We start from the raw sequence: 20,311 nt of genomic DNA, 5'->3' as shown, positions 1-20,311 counted from the left end.
CGGGAGCGCTCAGCCTGATGCTGTACGGCGACAGCGAGCACCAGGTCACCGTGCGCGCCGAGATCTCCCGGATGCGGCGGTCGTTGGGGGCGCTCCTGGCGACCAGCCCCTACCGCCTCGGCGATGGCGTCGAGATCACCGTCCTCCGCGACTGACCGCTCCCCGGGTCGAGGCCGCTGCTGTCAGTGCGCCGACATAGGGTGGATGCAGCATGAGCACCTCATTTCCGATCCCCGGCCTCGAATCCGTCGAGCCCGCCCGTACGCCGTCCAACGAGGCCCTTCTCGAGGGTCTCAACGAGCCCCAGCGGGCGGCCGTGATCCACGCCGGACGCCCACTGCTGGTGGTGGCCGGCGCCGGCTCCGGCAAGACCCGGGTGCTCACCCGGCGCATCGCGTGGCTGATCCGCGAGCGCAAGGCACACCCCGGCTCGATCCTGGCGATCACGTTCACCAACAAGGCCGCTGCCGAGATGAAGGAACGGGTCGAGGACCTCGTCGGCAAGCGGGCCCGCATCATGTGGGTCTCCACGTTCCACTCCGCGTGTGTGCGCATCCTGCGCAAAGAGATCGACAAGCTCGGCTTCAAGTCGTCGTTCTCCATCTACGACGCGGCCGACTCCAAGCGGCTGATGACCTTGGTCTGCCAGGACCTCGACCTCGACGTCAAGCAGTACCAGCCCCGCGCCGTCCTCAACTGGGTCTCCAACCAGAAGAACGAGTTGAAGGACCCCGACGACGCCGCGAAGGACACGCACAACAAGTTCGAGGAGAACTACGCCGCGGCCTACTCGCTCTATCAGCGGCGGCTGCGCGACGCCAACGCTCTCGACTTCGACGACATCATCATGTTCACCGTGCACCTCTTCCAGTCCTACCCAGAGGTGCGCGAGGTCTACCGCCGTCGGTTCCGGCACGTGCTGGTCGACGAGTACCAGGACACCAACCACGCCCAGTACGCCCTGATCCACCAGCTCTGTGCCGAGCAGATGGAGCAGCCGACCGACCAGACCAGCGGCGGGGAGCGGGTCGAGCCGGCCGAGCTGATGGTGGTCGGTGACGCCGACCAGTCGATCTACGCGTTCCGCGGCGCCAACATCCGCAACATCCTCGACTTCGAGCAGGACTTCCCGGACGCCACCTCGATCCTGCTGGAGCAGAACTACCGCTCCACGCAGACCATCCTCAACGCCGCCAACTCGGTGATCGGCAACAACGCCGGCCGCAAGCCGAAGCGGCTCTGGAGCCAGGCAGGTGACGGCGCCGCGATCGTCGGCTACGTCGCCGACGACGAGCGCGACGAGGCTCGCTTCGTCTCCGAGGAGATCGACAAGCTCACCGACGCCCGTGATGCGCGACCCGGTGACGTGGCGGTGTTCTACCGCACCAACGCGCAGTCGCGGGTCTTCGAAGAGGTCTTCATCCGCACCGGCCAGCCCTACAAGGTCGTCGGCGGGGTGCGGTTCTACGAGCGCAAGGAGGTGCGCGACGCGCTGGCCTACCTCCGCCTGCTGGCGAACCCGGCCGACGAGATCTCACTGCGCCGGGTGCTGAACACTCCCAAGCGCGGCATCGGCGACCGCGCCGAGGCCTGCGTCTCGGCGTACGCCGAACGCGAGCGCACCATCTTCTGGGAGGCATTGCGCCGAGCCGAGGAGGCGCCCGGCATCGCGACTCGCTCGCTGAACGCGATCCGCGGATTCGTCGCGATGGTCGAGGAGCTCCAGTCGATGGTCGACGCGGGGGAGCGGCCCGACGTGATCCTCGAGTCGGTGCTCGAGCGCTCCGGCTACCTGGCCGAGCTCGAGGCATCCGACGACCCCCAGGACGAGACCCGCGTCGAGAACCTCGCCGAGCTGGTGGCGGTGGCACGCGAGTTCTCCGACGACCCGATCGCCGGGCCGTCCGCCGACCCCACCGATGTCGACGCCGGCACAGTCACGCCCGGCCTGGGTGACTTCCTCGAACGCGTGGCGCTGGTGGCCGACACCGACCAGATCCCGCCGCCACCGGCAGACGGCGAGGACGGCGAGGCGGCCGACGCCCAAGGTGTGGTCACCCTGATGACGCTGCACACCGCCAAGGGCCTGGAGTTCCCGGTGGTGTTCCTGACCGGCCTCGAGGACGGCGTCTTCCCGCACATGCGCTCACTCGGCGACAAGCCCGAGCTCGAGGAGGAGCGGCGGCTGGCCTACGTCGGCGTCACCCGGGCCCGCGAGCGGCTCTACCTCTCCCGAGCGATCATGCGCTCTGCCTGGGGTGCCCCCTCCCACAACCCGGCCTCGCGCTTCCTCGACGAGATCCCGGCGACCCTGGTCGACTGGCGGCGTACGGCGGCATCGCAGACCTCCTGGAACCGTCCCGACCTGGGCCGATCCTCGGGCATCGACTTCAGTCAGCCGACCGCAGCCGGGCGCCGCAACTTCGGCAGCGCCGCCGCGCGCCTCGACGCGGCGAAGAAGGCCAAGCCGGCTCGCGAGATTCCTTCCCTGGAGCCGGGTGACCGGGTCGTGCACGACTCGTTCGGCATGGGCACCGTCGTGGCCGTCGAAGGTGTCGCGGACAAGTCCGTCGCCTCCATCGACTTCGGCTCCGAAGGGGTCAAGCGGCTGCTCCTCCGCTACGCCCCCGTCGAGAAGCTCTGACCGGCCTGTCGAGACCCGGTGACGCGATCGCAGTCCGCCGGCCAGTCACGAGTTGTTGATTCTGGTCGCTCGAGTTGTGGGTTCTCCCCAGGCGCCGGGGCGCCGACGCCCGCACCTGGCAGGAATCAACAACTCGACACGCAAGAACGCACAAGTCGCGACGCGAGAATCAACGACTCGTGACGCGAGGCTGCGTCAGGGCGTGATGCCGTGGGCGACGAGCGCCTGGAACGGGTCGACCGGGTCACCGGCGCCGGGACGCACCTCGAGGTGCATGTGGGGGCCGGTGGTGTTGCCGGTCACCCCGACGTAGCCGACGACGTCGCCCGCACGAACCGTGTCGCCGACGGCGACCGCGAACTCGTTCATGTGGCAGTACCAGAGCTCTTCGCCGTCGTCGGTGGTGACGATGATCTGGTTGCCGTAGGCCCCGGCGTACTCGGCGGAGGTGACGGTGCCGTTGGTGACCGACATGATCGGCGTGCCGACGGGGGCGGCGAAGTCGAGGCCGGTGTGCGTGCTGGACCACAGGCCGCTGGACTGGCCGAAGGTGGCCGTCAGGCGGTAGCTGGTGAGCGGTAGCTGCCACTGGTTCAGGGCGATCTTCTTGGCCTGCTTCTCGGCGTCCTGGGCCAGGCGCTGCAACTCGACGTTGCGTTGCTCGGCGGTCGCCTCGGCCGCGGCCTGGAGCTTCTGCTCGCTGGAGTCGGCCAGGGCGTCGCGACGGGAGTCGCGCGAGACGGTCTGCTTGCGCTCGGCACGGGCGCTCGTGGAGGAGACCGTGCTCTGACCCGACAGCGCGGTCGCAGCCGCGGCGAAGTTCACGCCGTCGGATGAGGCCGTTGACATGTCGGCCTGTCCGACGGTGACGGCTCCGGTGGCCGAGACGGTGAGGGCCGCGACACCGAGGAGGACGGGCGTCGAGGGAAGCTTGCGGAAGAGAGGGCCGCGCTGTCCGGCGTGCTTGACCGCCTTGCGCTTGCCTCCGGCAGGGGCGCCGACCGAGGGTCCCGGGGTCGCGGACTGCGCTCCACGACGGGGAGCTCGGTGGTTACCCATACAAGAATCCTCAAACCTCGGGGGATGAAGCAGCCTCAGACTTTAGCGGACACCGGGAGGGTGCTGTAAATCGAGGTCGGCGTCCATTGTGGACAACCTCCGGACAGTCTGCGTGATGTTCGCCGGAAATTCTTCCGGTGGTGACGCGTCACACCGTCCACGGCGAGACCCTCCGTGGGGCAATCTCTGTCGACGGGTCTAAGGTGCCCAGTGGAATCCCCGGACTATAACGAAAAGAAAAAGGACTGGGTGGATGTCAGACCTGATGGAGTACCAGGCGAAGGAACTCTTCGCCAAGCACGGCGTCACCACGACCCTCGGCAAGGTCGTTGAGACCGCCGACGAGGCACGTGCGGCCGCTGAGGAACTGGGCGGCGTGACCGTCATCAAGGCCCAGGTGAAGGCCGGAGGCCGCGGCAAGGCCGGTGGCGTCAAGCTCGCCAAGACCGCGGACGAGGCCTTCGAACACGCCTCCAACATCCTCGGCATGGAGATCAAGGGCCTCACCGTGAACCGGGTGCTGGTCACCCCCGCGACCCCGCCGGTGGAGGAGTACTACTTCTCCTTCCTGCTCGACCGGTCCAACCGGTCCTACCTCTGCATCGCCAGCGTCGAGGGTGGCGTCGAGATCGAAGAGGTCGCCAAGACCAACCCCGACGCAGTCAAGAAGATCTCGATCAACGCCCTCACCGGCGTCGACGAGGCCAAGGCGACCGCGATCGTCGACGAGGCGGCCTTCCCGGCCGAGCTGCGCGACCAGGCCATCAAGATGGTCCAGGACCTGTGGAAGGTCTTCGTCGAAGAAGACGCCACCCTGGTCGAGGTCAACCCGCTGGCCCGTCTCGAGGGCGACAAGCTCGAGGCCCTCGACGGCAAGGTGTCACTCGACGACAACGCCTCCGAGGTGCGCCACCCCGAGCACGAGGCCTTCGAGATCCGCGAGGAGGCCGACCCGCTCGAGGCGAAGGCCAAGGACAAGGGCCTCAACTACGTCAAGCTCGACGGCTCGGTCGGCATCATCGGAAACGGTGCCGGTCTGGTCATGTCGACCCTCGACGTGGTCGCCTACGCCGGTGAGAACCACGGCGGCGTGACCCCCGCGAACTTCCTCGACATCGGTGGCGGCGCCAACGCCCAGGTGATGGCCGACGGCCTCGACGTGATCCTCAACGACGAGCAGGTCAAGAGCGTGTTCGTGAACGTCTTCGGCGGCATCACCGCGTGTGACGAGGTCGCCAACGGCATCAAGGGTGCCCTGGAGATTCTCGGCGACGCCGCCACCAAGCCGCTGGTCGTGCGCCTCGACGGCAACAACGTCGACGAGGGTCGCCGGATCCTCAACGAGCTGAACCACCCGCTCGTGACGCAGGTGGACACCATGGACGGTGCGGCCGACAAGGCCGCCGAGCTGGCGAACGCCTGAGAACGGGACGAGAAACATGTCTATCTACCTGAACAAGGACTCCAAGATCATCGTCCAGGGCATGACGGGCGGTATGGGCTCCAAGCACACCACCCTCATGGTCGAGGCCGGCTCCAACATCGTCGGTGGCGTCAACGCCCGCAAGGCCGGTACGTCGGTCGAGCTCGGCGGCAAGGACCTCCCGGTCTTCGGCTCCGTCGAGGAGGCCATGAAGGAGACCGGCGCCGACGTGTCGGTCGTCTTCGTGCCGCCGGCGTTCACCAAGGACGCCTGCATCGAGGCCATCGACGCCGGCATCGGCCTGCTGGTCGTGATCACCGAGGGCGTGCCGGTGCAGGACTCCGCCGAGGTGTTCGCCTACCTCGACGGCAAGTCCACCCGCATGATCGGCCCCAACTGCCCCGGCATCATCACGCCCGGTGAGTCGCTGGCCGGCATCACGCCGCACACCATCGCCGGCTCCGGCCCGGTCGGTCTCGTCTCGAAGTCGGGCACGCTGACCTACCAGATGATGTACGAGCTGAAGGACTTCGGCTTCTCGACCGCCATCGGCATCGGCGGTGACCCCGTCATCGGCACGACGCACATCGACGCGCTCGAGGCCTTCGAGAACGACCCGGAGACCAAGGCGATCGTGATGATCGGCGAGATCGGTGGCGACGCCGAGGAGCGTGCCGCGGCCTACATCAAGGACAACGTCACCAAGCCGGTCGTCGGCTACGTCGCGGGCTTCACCGCCCCCGAGGGCAAGACGATGGGCCACGCCGGCGCGATCGTCTCGGGTTCCTCCGGCACCGCGCAGGCCAAGAAGGAAGCCCTCGAGGCCGTGGGCGTCAAGGTCGGCAAGACGCCGTCCGAGACCGCCGAGCTCATGCGCGAGATCCTTCAGAGCCTCTGATCCACCGCTGACCCGTCGCTCGTCGACGGGAGAGCGACACCGACCCGTCGTCACCTGACGACGGGTCGGTGTCATTTGCTGCCGACCAGGCGACGGGTCGCCGGGTCAGCCCCAGTCGTCGGCACCCGGCAGGTCGAGGTCGAAGGGCACCGACTGGTCGAGGTCCCGGATGATCAGCTCGGCCACCCGGTCCGTGTCGGCCGACGGGTCCGACGACCTGGCGATCAAGGAGTCGACCTGCCCGTGCGAGGCGTAGTGCTCGCAGACCCTGCACAACATCACCCGGTCGCCCAGCTCGCCCAGCGCGGCACCGCGCATCATGACCGCGAAGGATGCCGGCTCCTCACACATGCGGCACACCTCGTCGAGGAGGTCGGGGTCACTGGCATCGAAGTTCAGCCAGGGTGAGTCAGTCATGTGTGCGTCCTGCCTCCGTTGCGGCCGTGCCCGTTGCTCCCGTCAGGCTACGCCGGCTGTCCTGGCCTCGGACGAGGAGTGCCGCCACGCCGTACGACGAACGAGCGCCCCGGCCAACTCGGTCCCGGGGCGCTCGTCCGTCGTCGTTCAGTGCACGCAGTCCTGGTCGGCGTGCTCGAGCTGGAAGGCAGTCACCTTCGACCCGTCGGTCAGGAAGAACCAACTCCTCCCGTCGACCGCAACGGTGTTGTAGGCGTCCTGCCCAGTCAGCTCGCCGTACGCCGCCCTCACGTCGTCGACCGTGGAACCGACCCCGATGCCCTCGGGGGTCTTCATGCCGGGTTGGGCGAAGATGATCGCGAGTCCGTGCACGGTGCTGACGAAGCCGTGCACCTGTCCGCTCACGTTGGGATGGACAGTGTCGGCCCAGCCCTTGATGGTGAAGGCCCGGCATGCGGCGGCGGGGTCGTCGGCCTCCGCGATCGTGACCAGTCCGGTGGCCTCCATCTCGGCGGCGGTCATGCCGATCTTCAGCTCACCCCAGCCGTCGGGTCCCAGGTTCGTCGCCGAGGCCGGTTCGGTGCCTGACGTCGAGTCGCCGCCGCAGCCGGCCACGGTGAACCGGCACATCGCGCCGATCGCCTCGGCGGCCTGGGTGGTCATCGCGTCGATCTGGCCCTGGCCGTTTCCGTCGGGGTAGCCTCCGTGGCCGCCGTGCTGGACGATCAGGACGGAACTGCCCACCCGGAGGACCAGGGCGCTCGCGCCGAACGGCGACGGACTCCCGTTCATCGTGTCGCGCTCCAGGATCGCCCACGCCTCGCCACCGGCCGGAACCTTGCGGACCTCGCGGTGATTGACGTAGCCGTCGTCACGCTGTGGCTCCACGGGGCACGCCTGCTGCTGGGCGACCAGGCTGGCGACCGCTGCCACGGCGGCGTCCGCATCGGCGTACGTCGTCAGCTGGCGGTAGCGGTAGTCCTCGACGTTGTTCCAGTCGGCTCGCAGACGGTCGGCGTGGGACGGCTCCTGCCACGGCTCGCCGCAGGCCGTGAACTCGAGTGGGTCCAAGGTGCGGTTCGGCCCCTGCAGACCCATGTCCTTGCCGGGCTCGGCCTCCGAGTCGTCCGGCCATCCGGCACCCAGGGGGAAGCCACCGGGGATCGTGGTGGGCACGGAACCCGGGGCGGCGGGATCGGTCGAGTCGTCCGAACCCGGGGCGTCGTAGGGACCGAAGTCGCTCATCGCCACCATGACGGGCTGCAGTGCCTGACGTTCGTCGGCCACGCCGGTGTCGATGTCGGTGCTCCACGACCCGAAGGTCGAGGTGACCAGCAGGGTCCTGCCCGCGGAGACCACGTCGACGACCTCGACGGAGGGCTCTGTGGTGCTCTCACCATGGGCGAAGTCCTCGGTCACGGTGCTGCCCGGCCATCCCTCGCCGGGGCCGTGGACGGCAACGTCGCCGGTGTCCTCCGGGTCACCGTCGGTGCATGCAGCGGCGGCGTCGAGGATCGCCTCGTGCGCGGCCACCGAGGCCTCGGGTGTGTCGAGCAGGTAGAGCGTGCGGGTGATGGAGGTCTCGCCACCGCTGAGCGCGATGCTGCGCACGTCGGCCGGGTCGAGGCCGGCCAGCGGCGTGGCCCCGCAGTAGTCCAGGTCGGACATTGCCGCGGTGTCGGTCTCCTCGGCGCCCCGGACGCCGGCGGCGAGGGGGAAGTCGTCGGGAATCTGCGTCGGTGCGGGGCTCTCGGTCTGCGACGGGCTCACCGGCCCTGGTTCTTCGCCCTGGTCGACGGCGTTGTTCACCAGCACGCCGGAGGTGGCGATCACGGCCACGGCGGCGGCGGTGCCGAGCGCCATGACGCCGTTGTTCCGGCGACGCAGCCGGTCGCCGCGGCGGCGCACCTCGGAAGGTGTCAGCGGGTTCATGGGAAGTCCTTGGGGGTCGAAGCTCTCGAGGTCCTTGATCGGATCAGACATGGCTGGCTCCTTCCTGGAATCCATGGGGTTCGTTGTCCGAGAGCAGTACCGCCAGTGCCGCGCGCCCGCGGGAGAGACGAGCCTTGACCGTGCCCTCCGGGGCACCCACCTCAGCGGCCACGGCGGCCACCGGCAGGTCACACATGTGGTGCAGCACCAGGGCCCGGCGTTGCGGCTCCGGCAGCTGCTTCAACGCTGCGACCAGGGCGACGTACCTCTCGTCGACCGGCTCGGTGACCATGGCCGCGGACACGGCGCGGTCCTGGGCACGCCTGCCCAGCTTGGTGCGGCGCCAACGGCTCACCGCCAGGCGGTGTGCGGTGACCCGAACCCAGGCCTCCGGATGATCGGCCTTCTCGAGCTTGCGCCGGTGGGCCCACGCCCTCACGAACGCTTCCTGCACGCACTCCTGCGCCTCGTCGCGGTTCCCGATCATGGCGTAGACCTGACCGGTGATCCTGGCGAACGAGGCGGTGTAGAAGTCGTCGAACTCCTGCTCGTTCATCGACGTCCCCCGTCCCGATCGTTGGTGCCCTCATTGTCGAACGGGGATACGCGTGGGCGCTGCAGGCGGTTGCGTCGGACCAGACTATTTCTGCGGCAGGTTCGTCACGCGTTCCAGGCCCCGGACCGCGAGCCGGTGGAAGGCGCCGTCGCCGATCGAGTGCTTGTCGTCGGGGACGAAGCCGACCTGGACGACGACCCTGCCACGGCGCAGGATCGCCATCTGGAACTGCACGCTCTTCTCGTCGGTGATCTCGGTGGTGAGGTGCCAGATGGTCAGTTCGCCGGACTTGTCGGTCTGGGAGTGGGCCTCGACGACCTTGGTGGAGAGATCCTTGTCCTCGCAGCCGCGGAGCTTCTTGCGCACCGTGGCGACGAAGGCCTTCGCCTGACCGACCTTGCGGAAGACTCCGAGCGTCTCGGTGAGGCCGAATGCCGTGGGCAGCTTGGCGCCGGGGATCACGAACGTACGCGTGGTTGCCGACCGGACGGCCCGCCCCCGGAAGACTGAGTCGTCGCACCGGGTGGCCGCGGTGTTGTCGGTGGGGACCTCCGGATCGGTTCCGACCCAGGGACGGGTGACCCCGGCAACGGGCGGGAGGTCGACTTCCTGGAGCAGCCCGGGGGCGCGCTCTCCGGGTGGCGGCGCAACGGGGCGGGCCTTCGGTGTGCTCACGCACGCCCCGGCGGCCTCGTGCTCGCACAGCCCGGTGACGGCGCTCGCGGTGAGGTCGACCATCGGCGCGAGCCGCGGTTCACGGTCGTCGTCGAACCGGCGTACGACCGAGGTGACCAGACCACCTGTGCGGGCAATGCCGACGGTGTAGGTGCGCACCGGCGCCTGCCAGGTGCGCAGGACCAGGAGGACGGCCTCGTCGCCGACGCCGTCGAGCGCCTGGGTCGACAACAGCTGCGCGCGCGACTGGGTGCAGCCGGCATACCAGCCCAGGGTCGTGTCGTACGTCGTCTCCGCGGTCGTGGTGTCGGAGGAGAGCTCCACCGACTGGAGCGCCCTCATCTGCGGGTCACCGTCGAAGCGGAACTTGCGGACCAGCGCCGCCTCGCCGTCCGGGTTGGCGAAGCGCTCGTCCTGGCAGACCGTGTTGATGCCGGTGCCGCTGGTGTTGTTGCTCGTCAGCGGCGCCTTGAGGGTGCGGGCGGGAGCCAACCCGTTGGCCTGCTCGCGGGTGAGCAGCTCGTCCATCTTCAGGAGCGGCTCCTGGTCCGGATCGTCGTCCAGCGCCGAGTCACCGTGGGCGCTGACCCCGCCGAGTGCCGGGGTGATGCCGTCGGCCTCGTGGACCAGGGCGCCGCCACCGAGCAGGACGGCGACCGCGGCCACGATCCCCACCCCGGTGTGGGCCCGGCGTCGAGCGGCACCGGAGCGCCGGACGATCGTGACGCGGGGGAAGCGGACCGTGTCGATGCGTGAGGACAGTGCCTCGAGATGGATCCGCACCGAGGCCGAGTGGACGCCCCGGTTCCGGGCGAACTGGGCGGTCGCGGTCTGCAGCTCCTGCTCGGCGGCCTCCTGGGTGAGACCGACCTCACGGGCCATCTGCTCGATGCGGACGAAGCCGAGCTGGGTCAGCAGCAGTGCCTTGCGCTGGGACAGGCTCAGCTTGCCGAGGGCATCGAGCGTCGCCCGGCTGTCGGCGTCGAGGGTCTTGTCGCGGTGCCACAGGCGCGCGGTGTGACGTCGTTGTGCGTGGCTCCATGCGTGGGGACGGACCCAGGACTCGGGGTCCTCGAGGCGGGAGACCTTGCGCCAGTGGTGCCAGGCCGCGATGAACGCGTCGCGCACGGCACCACGAGCCGCTGGGAGGTCGCCGGTCAGCGCGTACGTCTGCAACAGCAGGCGGGCGCGGGCAGCGGCGTAGAACGCGTCGAACTCAGCGGGATCGTGCATGGCCACACCACGGTACGGGGTGTGGGGGCAACCTGTGAAACCGCCCAAGGCGGCGTGTGCAGCGTTCCTTGCGGGGCTCGTCGGGCGAAGATGGGCCGCGAGATGACCGCTACGTTGACCCCTCCGGGCCTTTCCCCAGCCGACGCCGCTCGTCGGCCGTTGACGCTGCTGGCCACCCTGGCCGGCCTCACTGCCGCTGCCGGAACGCTGACCGTGTGCGCGGCCCTCGCGCTGCTGGGTTGGTTCCTGGCCGACGGTGGTGTGCACGGTGCTCCGCGCGACGCGTTGCGCACCGGCGCGTTGGCCTGGTTGATGGGGCACGGCTCCGGCGTCCAGGTCCAGGGCGTGCCGGTGACCGCCGTACCCCTCGGACTCACGTTGGTCTTCGCCGTCGTCGTGTGGCGCACCAGCCTCCGGTTGGGGGAGCAGGTGGCCGGTCACGGGCCGGACGCCGACGCGCTCTCTGACGGCGACCGGGACTGGACCGTCCCCGCGGCGACCGGACTGTTCGGCGCCACCTATCTCGTGGTCGCCGTCGTCACCGCGGTGCTGGCCGGCACCGCGGACATCACTCCCGACCTGAACGCCGTGGTGCTCTGGTCGATCGCGCTCACCTGCGGTCTCGGCGGTGCCGGCATCGCGGTCGGCTCCGGCCGCGCGGCGATCTGGCTCTCGTTGGCGCCACCGGCCGTGCGCGCCTCCCTGCACGCGGCCGGGTCGGTGCTGGTCACCTTCCTGGCCACCGCGGCAACGGTGTTCGTGATCGCGCTCGCGCTCGACTTCGGTGCCGCGATGAACGTGATGTCGCAGCTGCACCTCGACACCGGCGACGGGCTGATGTTCGTGCTGCTGGTGCTCACGGTGGTGCCCAACGCGGTGATCTTCTCCGGTGCCTACCTGCTCGGCCCCGGGTTCCTGGTCGGCACCGGCACTCTGGTGTCGCCGTCCCTGGTCGCCATCGGCCCGGTTCCGATGTTCCCGTTGCTCGCTGCCCTGCCCGACACCGGCCCGACACCGGCCTGGACGCCGGCCCTGATCGCGCTGCCCGTGCTGTGCGGACTGGTCGGGGTGCTGGTCAGCCAGCGCCGCAATCCCACGGCCGCGTGGGACGAGGGCGCCCTGCGTGGTGTCGTCGGCGGGGCCCTGGCCGGGCTGCTGTTCGGGCTGTTCGCCGCGGTCTCCGGCGGTGCCGTCGGCCCGGGGCGGATGACCGAGGTCGGGCCGTTGGCCGCCGAGGTGCTCTGGCACGGCATCGTCTCGTTCGGAGTCGGTGGACTCCTCGGTGGGCTGCTGGCCACCTGGTGGGTCCGCCGCTCGCTCCCCGATGCGGAGACCGTCGACGCCGGGTGAGTCACGAGCCTCGAGGTTGAGACCGGTTCGGTGAATCGGCGCGCGATCGATAAACTCCGCCCGTGTCGACCTCCCGGAACCCTCAGCGCCTCGTGGTGCTCGTCTCCGGGTCGGGCACCAATCTCCAGGCGCTGATCGATGCGTGCGCCGATCCGGCGTACGGCGCCGTCGTGGTCGCGGTCGGCGCCGACCGCGACGACATCCTCGCCCTCGAGCGCGCCGAGGCCGCGGGGATCCCGACGTTCGTGAAGAAGGTCGGCCAGTTCACCTCCCGCGACAACTGGGACCACGCGGTCGCGGACACGGTCGCCGCGTTCGAGCCGGACCTCGTCGTCCTCGCCGGCTTCATGAAGCTGGTCGGGGAGGACTTCCTCGGCCGGTTCGCCGGGCGAACCGTCAACACGCACCCCGCGCTGTCCCCGTCGTTCCCCGGCATGCACGGACCGGCCGACGCGCTGACCTACGGCGTCAAGGTCACCGGCGCCACGCTCTTCGTCGTCGACGGCGGGGTCGACACCGGCCCGATCGTGGCGCAGACCGTGGTGCCGGTCGAGGACGACGACGACATCGACTCCCTGCACGAACGGATCAAGGTCGCCGAGCGGGCGATGCTGGTCGAGAACGTGGGCCGGATGGCCCGAGAAGGTTTCACCATCACCGACAGGAAGGTGCGGTTCGGCGCATGACAGACGGCAAGATCACCATCAAGCGGGCCCTGGTCTCGGTCTACGACAAGACTGGTCTGGAGGAGCTCGTCCGTGGTCTGCACGCTGCCGGGGTCACCCTGGTCTCCACCGGCGGCTCGGCCGCCCTGATCGAGGGACTGGGCATCCCGGTCACCAAGGTGGAGGACCTCACCGGCTTCCCCGAGTGCCTCGACGGCCGGGTCAAGACGCTGCACCCGCGCGTGCACGCCGGCATCCTCGCCGACCGTCGCCTGGAGTCTCACGTGCAGCAGCTCGCCGAACTCGAGGTCGAGCCGTTCGACCTGGTCGTCTCCAACCTCTACCCGTTCACCCAGACCGTCACCTCGGGCGCCACCCCCGACGAGTGCGTCGAGCAGATCGACATCGGCGGCCCGTCGATGGTGCGTGCCGCCGCGAAGAACCACCCGTCGGTCGCGATCGTCACCTCGCCCGACGCGTACGACGCAGTGCTGGCCGCCGTCACCGCCGGCGGCTTCACCCTCGCCCAGCGCAAGAAGCTGGCGGCCGAGGCGTTCGTGCACACCGCGTCGTACGACGTTGCGGTGGCCTCGTGGATGGGCTCGGTGCTGACCGACTCCTCCGACGGCTCCGGGTTCCCGGCCTGGGCCGGTGCCACCTGGAACCGTGCCGACGTGCTCCGCTACGGCGAGAACCCGCACCAGGGCGCCGCGCTCTATGTCAACGGCTTCGCGCCCCAGCCCGGCCTGGCCCAGGGCAAGCAGCTGCACGGCAAGGAGATGTCCTACAACAACTACGTCGACGCCGATGCGGCCTACCGCGCGGCCTACGACCACGGCGACCTGCCGACGGTGGCGATCATCAAGCACGCCAACCCGTGCGGCATCGCCGTCGGAGCGACCGACGAGTCCATCGCCGCCGTGCACGCCAAGGCCCACGCCTGTGACCCGGTCTCGGCGTACGGCGGCATCATCGCCACCAACCGCACGGTGACCCGCGAGCTGGCGGAGGCGGTCAAGGACATCTTCACCGAGGTGATCGTGGCGCCCGGCTTCGACGGCGAGGCGCTCGACGTCCTCACCGCGAAGAAGAACCTGCGTCTGCTCGTCGTCGACCCGCCGGTGCCCGGCGGAGTCGAGACCCGGCCGATCTCGGGCGGCCTGCTGATGCAGGTGCGCGACGCGATCGACGCCGAGGGCGAGGACAAGCTCGGCAACGCCACCGGTGACGACGCCTCGCGCTGGCGCCTGGTCGCCGGTGACGCCGCCGACGAGGCCACGCTGGCCGACCTCCAGTTCTCCTGGCGCGCGATCCGCGCGGTGAAGTCCAACGCGATCCTGCTCGCCGCGGGCGGCGCGTCCGTCGGCGTCGGGATGGGCCAGGTCAACCGGGTCGACTCCTGCAACCTCGCGGTCACGCGTGCGGGGGAGCGGGCGGTCGGCTCCGTTGCTGCCTCCGACGCGTTCTTCCCCTTCGCCGACGGTCTCGAGGTGCTGCTCAAGGGTGGCGTCCGTGCCGTCGTGGCGCCGGGTGGGTCCATCCGCGACGATGAGGTCATCGCGGCTGCGAACGCCGCCGGCGTGACGATGTACTTCACCGGGACTCGTCACTTCGCCCACTGATGTGGTGACTCCTCGGGTGTTGGCGGGGCTGGTTCCGCCGACGAAGCTGGAGCGCGACCTGGCGCTCCAGTCGGTGCTCTCGGCGTTCGCGACCGGTGCGTTCCTGACCGGCACGGCGGTCTTCTTCACCCAGGTCGTGGGGTTGACCGGAGCCCAGGTCGGGCTCGGCATGAGTGCGGCGGCCCTGGTGACGCTCGGGCTCGCGATTCCGCTCGGCCGGCTCAGCGACAAGGTCGGCGCCAAGAGACTCTGGGTGATCAGCGCGCTGCTCGAGGCGGTGCTCTACTTCTCGTGGCCCCTGGTGTCCGGGTTCCTGACCTTCGTCCTGGTGCTCTCGGTGCTGGCCTCGGTCGAGACCGCAGGTCGCTCGGCGCGCAACGTCTATCGCCTCGAGGTCTTCCCCCGGGAGACCCGGGTGCGGGCGATGGCCTTCCAGCGCTCGGCTCGCAACGTGGGCTACACGCTGGGCGCGGGCGCGTCGGGCGTCGCGCTGGGCATCGGTTCGCGTGAGGCGATCCTGGCCATCCCGCTGCTGACCGGCGGCCTGCTGATCGTCAATGCGCTGATGATCTCGTTCCTGCCGACACTCGTGCGGTCGGTCCCCGACCACGGCGAGGAGCACCACCTCTCGCCGGGCGCGTTCCGCAACCGCGGGTTCGTCGTACTCTCGATGTGCAACGGCGTGCTCTCCTCCAACCAGGTGCTGCTCAACGTCGTCGTGCCCCTCTGGCTGGTCGAGCGCACCGACGCGCCCCAGGTGCTGCTGGCCTGGCTCTTCGGCACCAACACGGTGCTCGCCGTGCTGCTGCAGGTGCGGGCCTCGCGCGGGGCCGAGACGGTCAACGGCTCCCTGCGGGCAGTGCGCTGGTCGGGCTGGGCCTTCGTGCTCTCCTGCGTGGTGCTCAGCGTGACCCACGAGACCGTCGGCTGGGTCTCGATCGTGCTGATCTGGGTCGGCCACATCACCATCACCGGTGCCGAGCTGTGGCAGTCGGCCTCCGACTGGGGCTTCACCTCCGAGCTCTCGGATCCGCGCCGGCTCGGCGACTACCAGGGTGTGTGGAGCCTGGGCTACCAGGTCGAGCCGATCATCTTCCCGGCGCTCTACACGTTCCTCGCCCTCGGCTGGGGGGCGCCCGGCTGGGTCGTGATCGCGGGCATCGCCGTCGCTGCCGCCGTCGTCTCCCATCCTGCGGCGCGGGCCGCCGAGCGTCACCTGGCCCGGCACGGCGCTGCCCCCGCACCAACCCCCGTGTGACGCGGTGTCCTTGACGCTCCGTACGTCGTACGACGCGTGCGGAGCGTCGGGAACACCGCGTCACACGGGCTGGGGAGCGGTCACTAGGATGGCCCGGTGACTGCACAGAAGCTGGACGGAACGGCCACCGCGGCGGCGATCAAGGACGAGTTGCGGGTGCGGGTCGCTGCGCTCAAGGAGCGGGGGATCACGCCCGGCCTGGGCACGGTCCTGGTCGGCGACGACCCTGGCAGTCGGTGGTACGTCAACGGCAAGCACAAGGACTGCGCCGAGGTCGGCATCGAGTCGATCCGCGTCGATCTGCCCGAGGTGGCCACGCAGGCCGAGATCGAGGACGCCGTCCGCACCCTCAACGAGGACCCCGCCTGCACCGGCTACATCGTGCAGCTGCCGCTGCCCCGCGGACGCGACGAGAACCGCGTGCTCGGTCTGATCGACCCCGCCAAGGACGCCGACGGGCTGCACCCGACCAACCTGGGCTGGCTGGTGCTCGGCAACGAGGCGCCGCTGCCCTGCACTCCCTACGGCATCGTCGAGCTGCTCCGCCGCCACGACGTGTCGATCGCGGGCGCCGACGTGGTCGTGGTCGGCCGCGGGGTGACCGTCGGCCGGCCCCTCGGCCTGTTGCTCACCCGCCGCTCCGAGAACGCCACCGTCACGCTCTGCCACACCGGCACCGTCGACCTGGCCGCCCACGTGCGCAACGCCGACATCGTGGTGGCCGCGGCCGGCGTGCCGGGCATCATCTCGAAAGACATGGTCAAGCCGGGTGCGGCCGTGCTGGACGTGGGCGTCTCGCGCGTCGAGGGCAAGCTCGCCGGTGACGTGGCAGACGACGTCTGGGACGTCGCCGGGTGGGTCTCGCCGAACCCCGGGGGAGTGGGGCCGATGACCCGGGCGATGCTGTTGGCCAACGTCGTCTCGATCGCCGAGAGCGCCCTGGCCTAATCGTGGCCGAGCACATCGAGGAGACACCCGCGCCGGAGGAACCGGACGAGCGCACCGACGAGTTCGGGGGCGAGTCGGACGCCGCGGTGGAGTCGACCGACGGTGATGCCGACGGCGACGGTGAGGCCGGTCTCGACGTCGACCAGATCGGGCCGCGTCCGGTCACGGAGCTCAAGAAGCCGTCCACCTTGGGTGGCGTGATCTATCTGGCGGTGCTTGCCGGTGCCCTGATCGGGGTGTGCGTCGCGGGCACCGGTGCCTGGCGCACCGGAGTCAGCTGGCTGTCCCTGTCACTGCTGGCTGCGGCCGCGGCCAGGCTGGCCCTGAAGGACGACGACGCCGGCATGCTGCGGGTGCGCCGCAAGGGCCTGGACGCCACCATCCTCGTGGTGATGGGAGTCGCGCTGCTCGCGCTGGTCGCCACGATTCCCGACCAGCCCGGCTGACGTCGGGCCGCTGGGAAATGGTCGAAGGGGCCATCCGGTCTCCCGGACGACCCCTTCGCTGCCATCAGATCAGGCCGATCAGATCAGATCAGGCCGAGCTCGGTGACGGCCGTGCGCTCGTCGGCGAGCTCCGCGGTGGAGGCGTCGATCCTGGTGCGTGAGAACTCGTTGATCTCGAGGCCCTGGACGATCTCCCAGTTGCCGTCCTTGGTGGTGACCGGGAACGAGGAGATCAGGCCCTCGGGCACACCGTAGGAGCCGTCGGAGCGAACGGCCATCGAGACCCAGTCGCCCTCGGCGGAGCCGTTGAGCCAGTCGCGGGCGGCATCGCACGTCGCCGAGGCGGCCGAGGCGGCCGAGGAGGCGCCGCGGGCGTCGATGATCGCCGCGCCGCGCTTGGCGACGGTCGGGATGAAGGTGTCGGCCAGCCAGGCTTCGTCGTTGACGGTCTCGGCGGCGTTCTTGCCGCCGACCTCGGCGTGGAAGATGTCGGGGTACTGGGTGGCCGAGTGGTTGCCCCAGATCGTCATCTTCTTGATGTCGTTGACCGACGCACCGGTCTTGGCAGCGAGCTGCGAGATCGCACGGTTGTGGTCGAGGCGGGTCAGCGCCGAGAACCGCTCCTGCGGGATGTCGGGCGCGTTGGTCATCGCGATCAGCGCGTTGGTGTTGGCCGGGTTGCCGGTCACGCCGATGCGTACGTCGTCAGCGGCGACCTCGTTGAGCGCCTTGCCCTGGGCGGTGAAGATCGCACCGTTGGCGGAGAGCAGGTCGCCGCGCTCCATGCCGGGGCCGCGAGGGCGGGCGCCGACGAGCAGGGCGAGGTTGACGCCGTCGAAGATCGCGTTGGCGTCGTCGCCGATCTCGACACCGGCGAGGTTGGGGAAGGCGCAGTCGTCGAGCTCCATGACGACGCCCTCGAGTGCCTTGAGCGCGGGGGTGATCTCGAGCAGTCGCAGCTCGATGGGCCGGTCGCCCAGGGCGCCACTGGCGAGACGGAAGAGCAGGCTGTAGCCGATCTGGCCGGCAGCGCCGGTCACGGCCACCTTGAGCGGTGTGCTCACAGGGGGTCTCCTTCGAAGATGCGGGTGATCGCTCCTGACGCTAGCAGCGGCTGGGACTCCCCGTTGCCACGGGTGTCGCGGATGGGATGCTCTCGGTATGCGTTCCGTGGTCGCCGTGGCACTGGCCCTGACAGTGGGGCTCGCCGTGCTCAGCGGATGTGGGTCGACACCCGAGAAGATCGACGCCACCGGGACCGACGGGCTCACCGTCCCGACGCCGTCACCGGATCCCGACGACTTCGTGAGTGTGGTGGACAACCGGTGGTTCCCCCTCGCGCCGGGGACCACCTGGACCTACGAGGTCAGCGGGAGCGAGCGGGCCGGTGGGAACCGGCGGCCGGTCTCGGCCACGACGACGGTCACCGACCGCACCAGACAGGTTGCCGGTGTGCCGACGGTCGTCGTACGACAGGAGCAGGCGGACGCCCGGGGCCGAGTGGTGGCGCGGAGCGACTCGTACTTCGCCCAGGACCGCGACGGAAACGTGTGGATCTTCGGGACGACCGGTCCCGGCGGCTGGCTGGCCGGCCAGGGCCGGACCCGGGCGACCCTCGTGATGGCAGCGGCACCCAGGCACGGTGACGGCTACCCGGCGGCGTACGTCGACGGCGTGGTGACCCGCACGGCGGAGGTGCTGGACACCGACTCGCGATCCGTCACGCCGGCAGGTGTCTTCGACGACGTCGTACAGATCGAGGAGGTCGACCGTGCCGGGGACGGATCGAGAGGACGGCCGGGCGAACCGTCGAGCGGACCGAGGTCGTTGTCCTATGCCCCCGGCGTCGGACTGGTGGAGGTCGACTCCGGGGAGCTTGACCTGGATCTGGTCGAGGTGACCCACTGACGACGGGCCCGGCTCCCCTGAGGGGAACCGGGCCCGTGGCCAGTTGAACGTGTGGATCAGGACGGGTTGTCCTCCGGCGGGCGGATCTGGGTGCGCGACCCGTCGTCCTCGGGAGCGGTCCACGGCTCGGGAGCCTGCTCGGGCTGTCCCCACTGCTGGTCGCCGCCCTGTTGCGCGGGCTGTCCCCACTGCTGGTCGGGTGCCTGCGGCGCCGGCTGTCCCCACTGCTGCTCGGGTGCCTGCGGCGCCGGCTGTCCCCACTGCTGGTCGCCGCCCTGTTGCGCGGGCTGTCCCCACTGCTGCTCGGGTGCCTGCGGCGCCGGCTGGCCCCACTGCTGTCCGGTGGCGGGCTGGCCCCACTGCTGGTCGGGCGCCCCTTGCTGCACGGGCGCCTGACCCCACTGCTGCTGGTCGTAGCCGCCGCCCTGGTAGCCGGCCTGGTGCGCGTTCGGGTCCCAGCCGCCGGCGAACCCGGTGGCCTGGGCGTTGGCGCCGCCACCGAAGTTGAGGCCGGAGCCCGGGACCGGCTCGCCGTCGCTGCCGAAGATCAGGGCGTAGGTGAAGCCGGCGATCAGGGCGCCGACCAGTGGAGCGACGATGAAGAGCCACACCTGCATCAGCGAGTCGGTGCCCGCGAAGAGGGCGGGGCCGATCGAGCGCGCCGGGTTGACCGACGTGCCCGTGAGCGGGATCAGGGCCAGGTGGATGCCGGCCAGTGCGATGCCGATCGCGATCGGTGCCGCCGCGGCGCTCGGGTTGCGCTTGTCGGTGGCCGCGAGGATCACGTAGAGGAAGATCGCGGTGCCGATGATCTCGACGATCAGCGCGCCCCAGAGAGCGATGTCGCTGGCCGCCTCGTCACCGAACGCGTTCTGGCCCATCGCTCCTTCGGCCTCCCAGCCGTCGATGCTCTTGTAGACGATGAAGAGCGCCGCGGCGGCGACGATGGCGCCGACCAGCTGTGCGGCGGCGTACAGGCCCGCCTGCACCCAGGAGAGCCGTCCGGCCATTGCGGCACCCACCGAGACGGCCGGGTTGAAGTGCCCGCCGGAGATGTGGCCGACGGCGTACGCCATCACCAGCACGGCAAAGCCGAAGGCCAGGGCGACACCGGTGACCCCGATGTTGTCGAGGTTGATCGCGGCCCCGACGCCGATGAAGACGAGCACGAAGGTACCGAGGACTTCGGCGGAGATCTTCTGGACCAGAGTCGGCTCTGGTGTTGCTGGTGTGTCTGTCATCCGAGAACCCCTTGTCGCACGACGTGGACCCCTGAC

At 69.9% G+C, this 20,311-nt stretch carries 17 protein-coding genes; 10 read left to right on the top strand and 7 right to left on the bottom strand.

Annotated elements, in window-relative coordinates:
- The first annotated feature begins 211 nt into the window (after positions 1 to 211).
- Positions 212 to 2,644, top strand: a complete 2,433-nt coding sequence (gene pcrA / locus NJ4_RS12695; RefSeq protein WP_067435415.1) for a DNA helicase PcrA — start codon at positions 212 to 214, stop codon at positions 2,642 to 2,644.
- A gap of 195 nt (positions 2,645 to 2,839) precedes the next feature.
- On the opposite strand, the gene NJ4_RS12690 is transcribed toward pcrA, so the two are convergent.
- Positions 2,840 to 3,703, bottom strand: a complete 864-nt coding sequence (locus tag NJ4_RS12690; protein ID WP_067435412.1) for a M23 family metallopeptidase — start codon at positions 3,701 to 3,703, stop codon at positions 2,840 to 2,842.
- Positions 3,704 to 3,956: 253 nt separating this feature from the next.
- Between NJ4_RS12690 and sucC the strand changes: the two genes are divergently transcribed.
- Positions 3,957 to 5,126 (top strand): ADP-forming succinate--CoA ligase subunit beta, encoded by a 1,170-nt coding sequence (sucC, locus tag NJ4_RS12685; RefSeq protein WP_174524603.1) that lies wholly within the window; start codon positions 3,957 to 3,959, stop codon positions 5,124 to 5,126.
- A 16-nt stretch (positions 5,127 to 5,142) separates the two neighbouring features.
- Positions 5,143 to 6,024 (top strand): succinate--CoA ligase subunit alpha, encoded by an 882-nt coding sequence (sucD, locus tag NJ4_RS12680; RefSeq protein WP_067435405.1) that lies wholly within the window; start codon positions 5,143 to 5,145, stop codon positions 6,022 to 6,024.
- A gap of 105 nt (positions 6,025 to 6,129) precedes the next feature.
- Here the strand turns inward: sucD and NJ4_RS12675 are convergent, their stop codons facing one another.
- The 4 genes from NJ4_RS12675 to NJ4_RS12660 all read right to left on the bottom strand — a co-directional run bounded on the left by NJ4_RS12675 (position 6,130) and on the right by NJ4_RS12660 (position 10,837).
- Positions 6,130 to 6,441, bottom strand: coding sequence for a hypothetical protein (locus tag NJ4_RS12675; protein ID WP_067435401.1), 312 nt, complete (start codon positions 6,439 to 6,441; stop codon positions 6,130 to 6,132).
- 147 nt (positions 6,442 to 6,588) lie between these two features.
- Entirely contained in the window at positions 6,589 to 8,424 is a 1,836-nt protein-coding gene (locus NJ4_RS12670) for a hypothetical protein (RefSeq protein ID WP_067435397.1), read from the bottom strand.
- Positions 8,417 to 8,929 (bottom strand): sigma-70 family RNA polymerase sigma factor, encoded by a 513-nt coding sequence (locus NJ4_RS12665; protein WP_067435392.1) that lies wholly within the window; start codon positions 8,927 to 8,929, stop codon positions 8,417 to 8,419. The genes NJ4_RS12670 and NJ4_RS12665 overlap by 8 nt, the downstream gene beginning before the upstream one ends.
- 84 nt (positions 8,930 to 9,013) lie before the next feature.
- Positions 9,014 to 10,837: a sensor domain-containing protein gene (locus NJ4_RS12660; RefSeq protein ID WP_067435388.1), complete on the bottom strand. Its 1,824-nt coding sequence runs from the start codon at positions 10,835 to 10,837 to the stop codon at positions 9,014 to 9,016.
- Between the two features lie 102 nt (positions 10,838 to 10,939).
- Here NJ4_RS12660 and NJ4_RS12655 point away from each other — a divergent pair, with 102 nt between their 5' ends.
- From NJ4_RS12655 to NJ4_RS12630, 6 genes are all read left to right on the top strand, one after another.
- Complete coding sequence (locus NJ4_RS12655; protein ID WP_067435385.1) at positions 10,940 to 12,187, top strand: cell division protein PerM; 1,248 nt, start codon at positions 10,940 to 10,942, stop codon at positions 12,185 to 12,187.
- A gap of 62 nt (positions 12,188 to 12,249) precedes the next feature.
- Positions 12,250 to 12,873, top strand: a complete 624-nt coding sequence (gene purN / locus NJ4_RS12650) for a phosphoribosylglycinamide formyltransferase (protein ID WP_067435380.1) — start codon at positions 12,250 to 12,252, stop codon at positions 12,871 to 12,873.
- Positions 12,870 to 14,474 carry a bifunctional phosphoribosylaminoimidazolecarboxamide formyltransferase/IMP cyclohydrolase gene (gene purH / locus NJ4_RS12645; protein ID WP_067435377.1) on the top strand — a complete coding sequence of 535 codons (1,605 nt, stop codon included), beginning with the start codon at positions 12,870 to 12,872 and terminating at the stop codon, positions 14,472 to 14,474. Before purN ends, purH begins: the two co-directional genes overlap by 4 nt.
- A gap of 4 nt (positions 14,475 to 14,478) precedes the next feature.
- Complete coding sequence (locus NJ4_RS12640) at positions 14,479 to 15,732, top strand: MFS transporter (RefSeq protein ID WP_067435430.1); 1,254 nt, start codon at positions 14,479 to 14,481, stop codon at positions 15,730 to 15,732.
- A gap of 96 nt (positions 15,733 to 15,828) precedes the next feature.
- Positions 15,829 to 16,680 carry a bifunctional methylenetetrahydrofolate dehydrogenase/methenyltetrahydrofolate cyclohydrolase gene (locus NJ4_RS12635; RefSeq protein WP_067435374.1) on the top strand — a complete coding sequence of 284 codons (852 nt, stop codon included), beginning with the start codon at positions 15,829 to 15,831 and terminating at the stop codon, positions 16,678 to 16,680.
- A gap of 2 nt (positions 16,681 to 16,682) precedes the next feature.
- Positions 16,683 to 17,126: a DUF3017 domain-containing protein gene (locus NJ4_RS12630; RefSeq protein WP_067435371.1), complete on the top strand. Its 444-nt coding sequence runs from the start codon at positions 16,683 to 16,685 to the stop codon at positions 17,124 to 17,126.
- Between the two features lie 83 nt (positions 17,127 to 17,209).
- Here NJ4_RS12630 and NJ4_RS12625 read toward each other — a convergent pair whose 3' ends face one another.
- Complete coding sequence (locus NJ4_RS12625) at positions 17,210 to 18,190, bottom strand: malate dehydrogenase (RefSeq protein ID WP_067435368.1); 981 nt, start codon at positions 18,188 to 18,190, stop codon at positions 17,210 to 17,212.
- A gap of 97 nt (positions 18,191 to 18,287) precedes the next feature.
- On the opposite strand from NJ4_RS12625, the gene NJ4_RS12620 reads away from it, so the two are divergent.
- Positions 18,288 to 19,034: a hypothetical protein gene (locus NJ4_RS12620; protein WP_067435365.1), complete on the top strand. Its 747-nt coding sequence runs from the start codon at positions 18,288 to 18,290 to the stop codon at positions 19,032 to 19,034.
- Between the two features lie 56 nt (positions 19,035 to 19,090).
- On the opposite strand, the gene NJ4_RS26415 is transcribed toward NJ4_RS12620, so the two are convergent.
- Positions 19,091 to 20,275, bottom strand: a complete 1,185-nt coding sequence (locus NJ4_RS26415) for an MIP/aquaporin family protein (protein WP_082748510.1) — start codon at positions 20,273 to 20,275, stop codon at positions 19,091 to 19,093.
- Between the last annotated feature and the right edge of the window lie 36 nt (positions 20,276 to 20,311).

Source organism: Nocardioides jensenii JCM 1364 = NBRC 14755 (assembly GCF_001552535.1).
Taxonomy (GTDB): domain Bacteria; phylum Actinomycetota; class Actinomycetes; order Propionibacteriales; family Nocardioidaceae; genus Nocardioides; species Nocardioides jensenii.
The sequence above is the reverse complement of the archived record's forward strand: the minus strand, read 5'-3'. Positions and strand labels throughout refer to the sequence as shown.

Coding starts and splice junctions, on each gene's coding strand:
- sucD (WP_067435405.1), top strand. CDS start 5,143: ATGTCTATCTACCTGAACAAGGACTCCAAGATCATCGTCCAGGGCATG.
- NJ4_RS12665 (WP_067435392.1), bottom strand. CDS start 8,929: ATGAACGAGCAGGAGTTCGACGACTTCTACACCGCCTCGTTCGCCAGG.
- purH (WP_067435377.1), top strand. CDS start 12,870: ATGACAGACGGCAAGATCACCATCAAGCGGGCCCTGGTCTCGGTCTAC.
- pcrA (WP_067435415.1), top strand. CDS start 212: ATGAGCACCTCATTTCCGATCCCCGGCCTCGAATCCGTCGAGCCCGCC.
- NJ4_RS12655 (WP_067435385.1), top strand. CDS start 10,940: ATGACCGCTACGTTGACCCCTCCGGGCCTTTCCCCAGCCGACGCCGCT.
- NJ4_RS12670 (WP_067435397.1), bottom strand. CDS start 8,424: ATGTCTGATCCGATCAAGGACCTCGAGAGCTTCGACCCCCAAGGACTT.
- NJ4_RS12675 (WP_067435401.1), bottom strand. CDS start 6,441: ATGACTGACTCACCCTGGCTGAACTTCGATGCCAGTGACCCCGACCTC.
- NJ4_RS26415 (WP_082748510.1), bottom strand. CDS start 20,275: ATGACAGACACACCAGCAACACCAGAGCCGACTCTGGTCCAGAAGATC.
- NJ4_RS12690 (WP_067435412.1), bottom strand. CDS start 3,703: ATGGGTAACCACCGAGCTCCCCGTCGTGGAGCGCAGTCCGCGACCCCG.
- NJ4_RS12620 (WP_067435365.1), top strand. CDS start 18,288: ATGCGTTCCGTGGTCGCCGTGGCACTGGCCCTGACAGTGGGGCTCGCC.
- sucC (WP_174524603.1), top strand. CDS start 3,957: ATGTCAGACCTGATGGAGTACCAGGCGAAGGAACTCTTCGCCAAGCAC.
- NJ4_RS12660 (WP_067435388.1), bottom strand. CDS start 10,837: ATGCACGATCCCGCTGAGTTCGACGCGTTCTACGCCGCTGCCCGCGCC.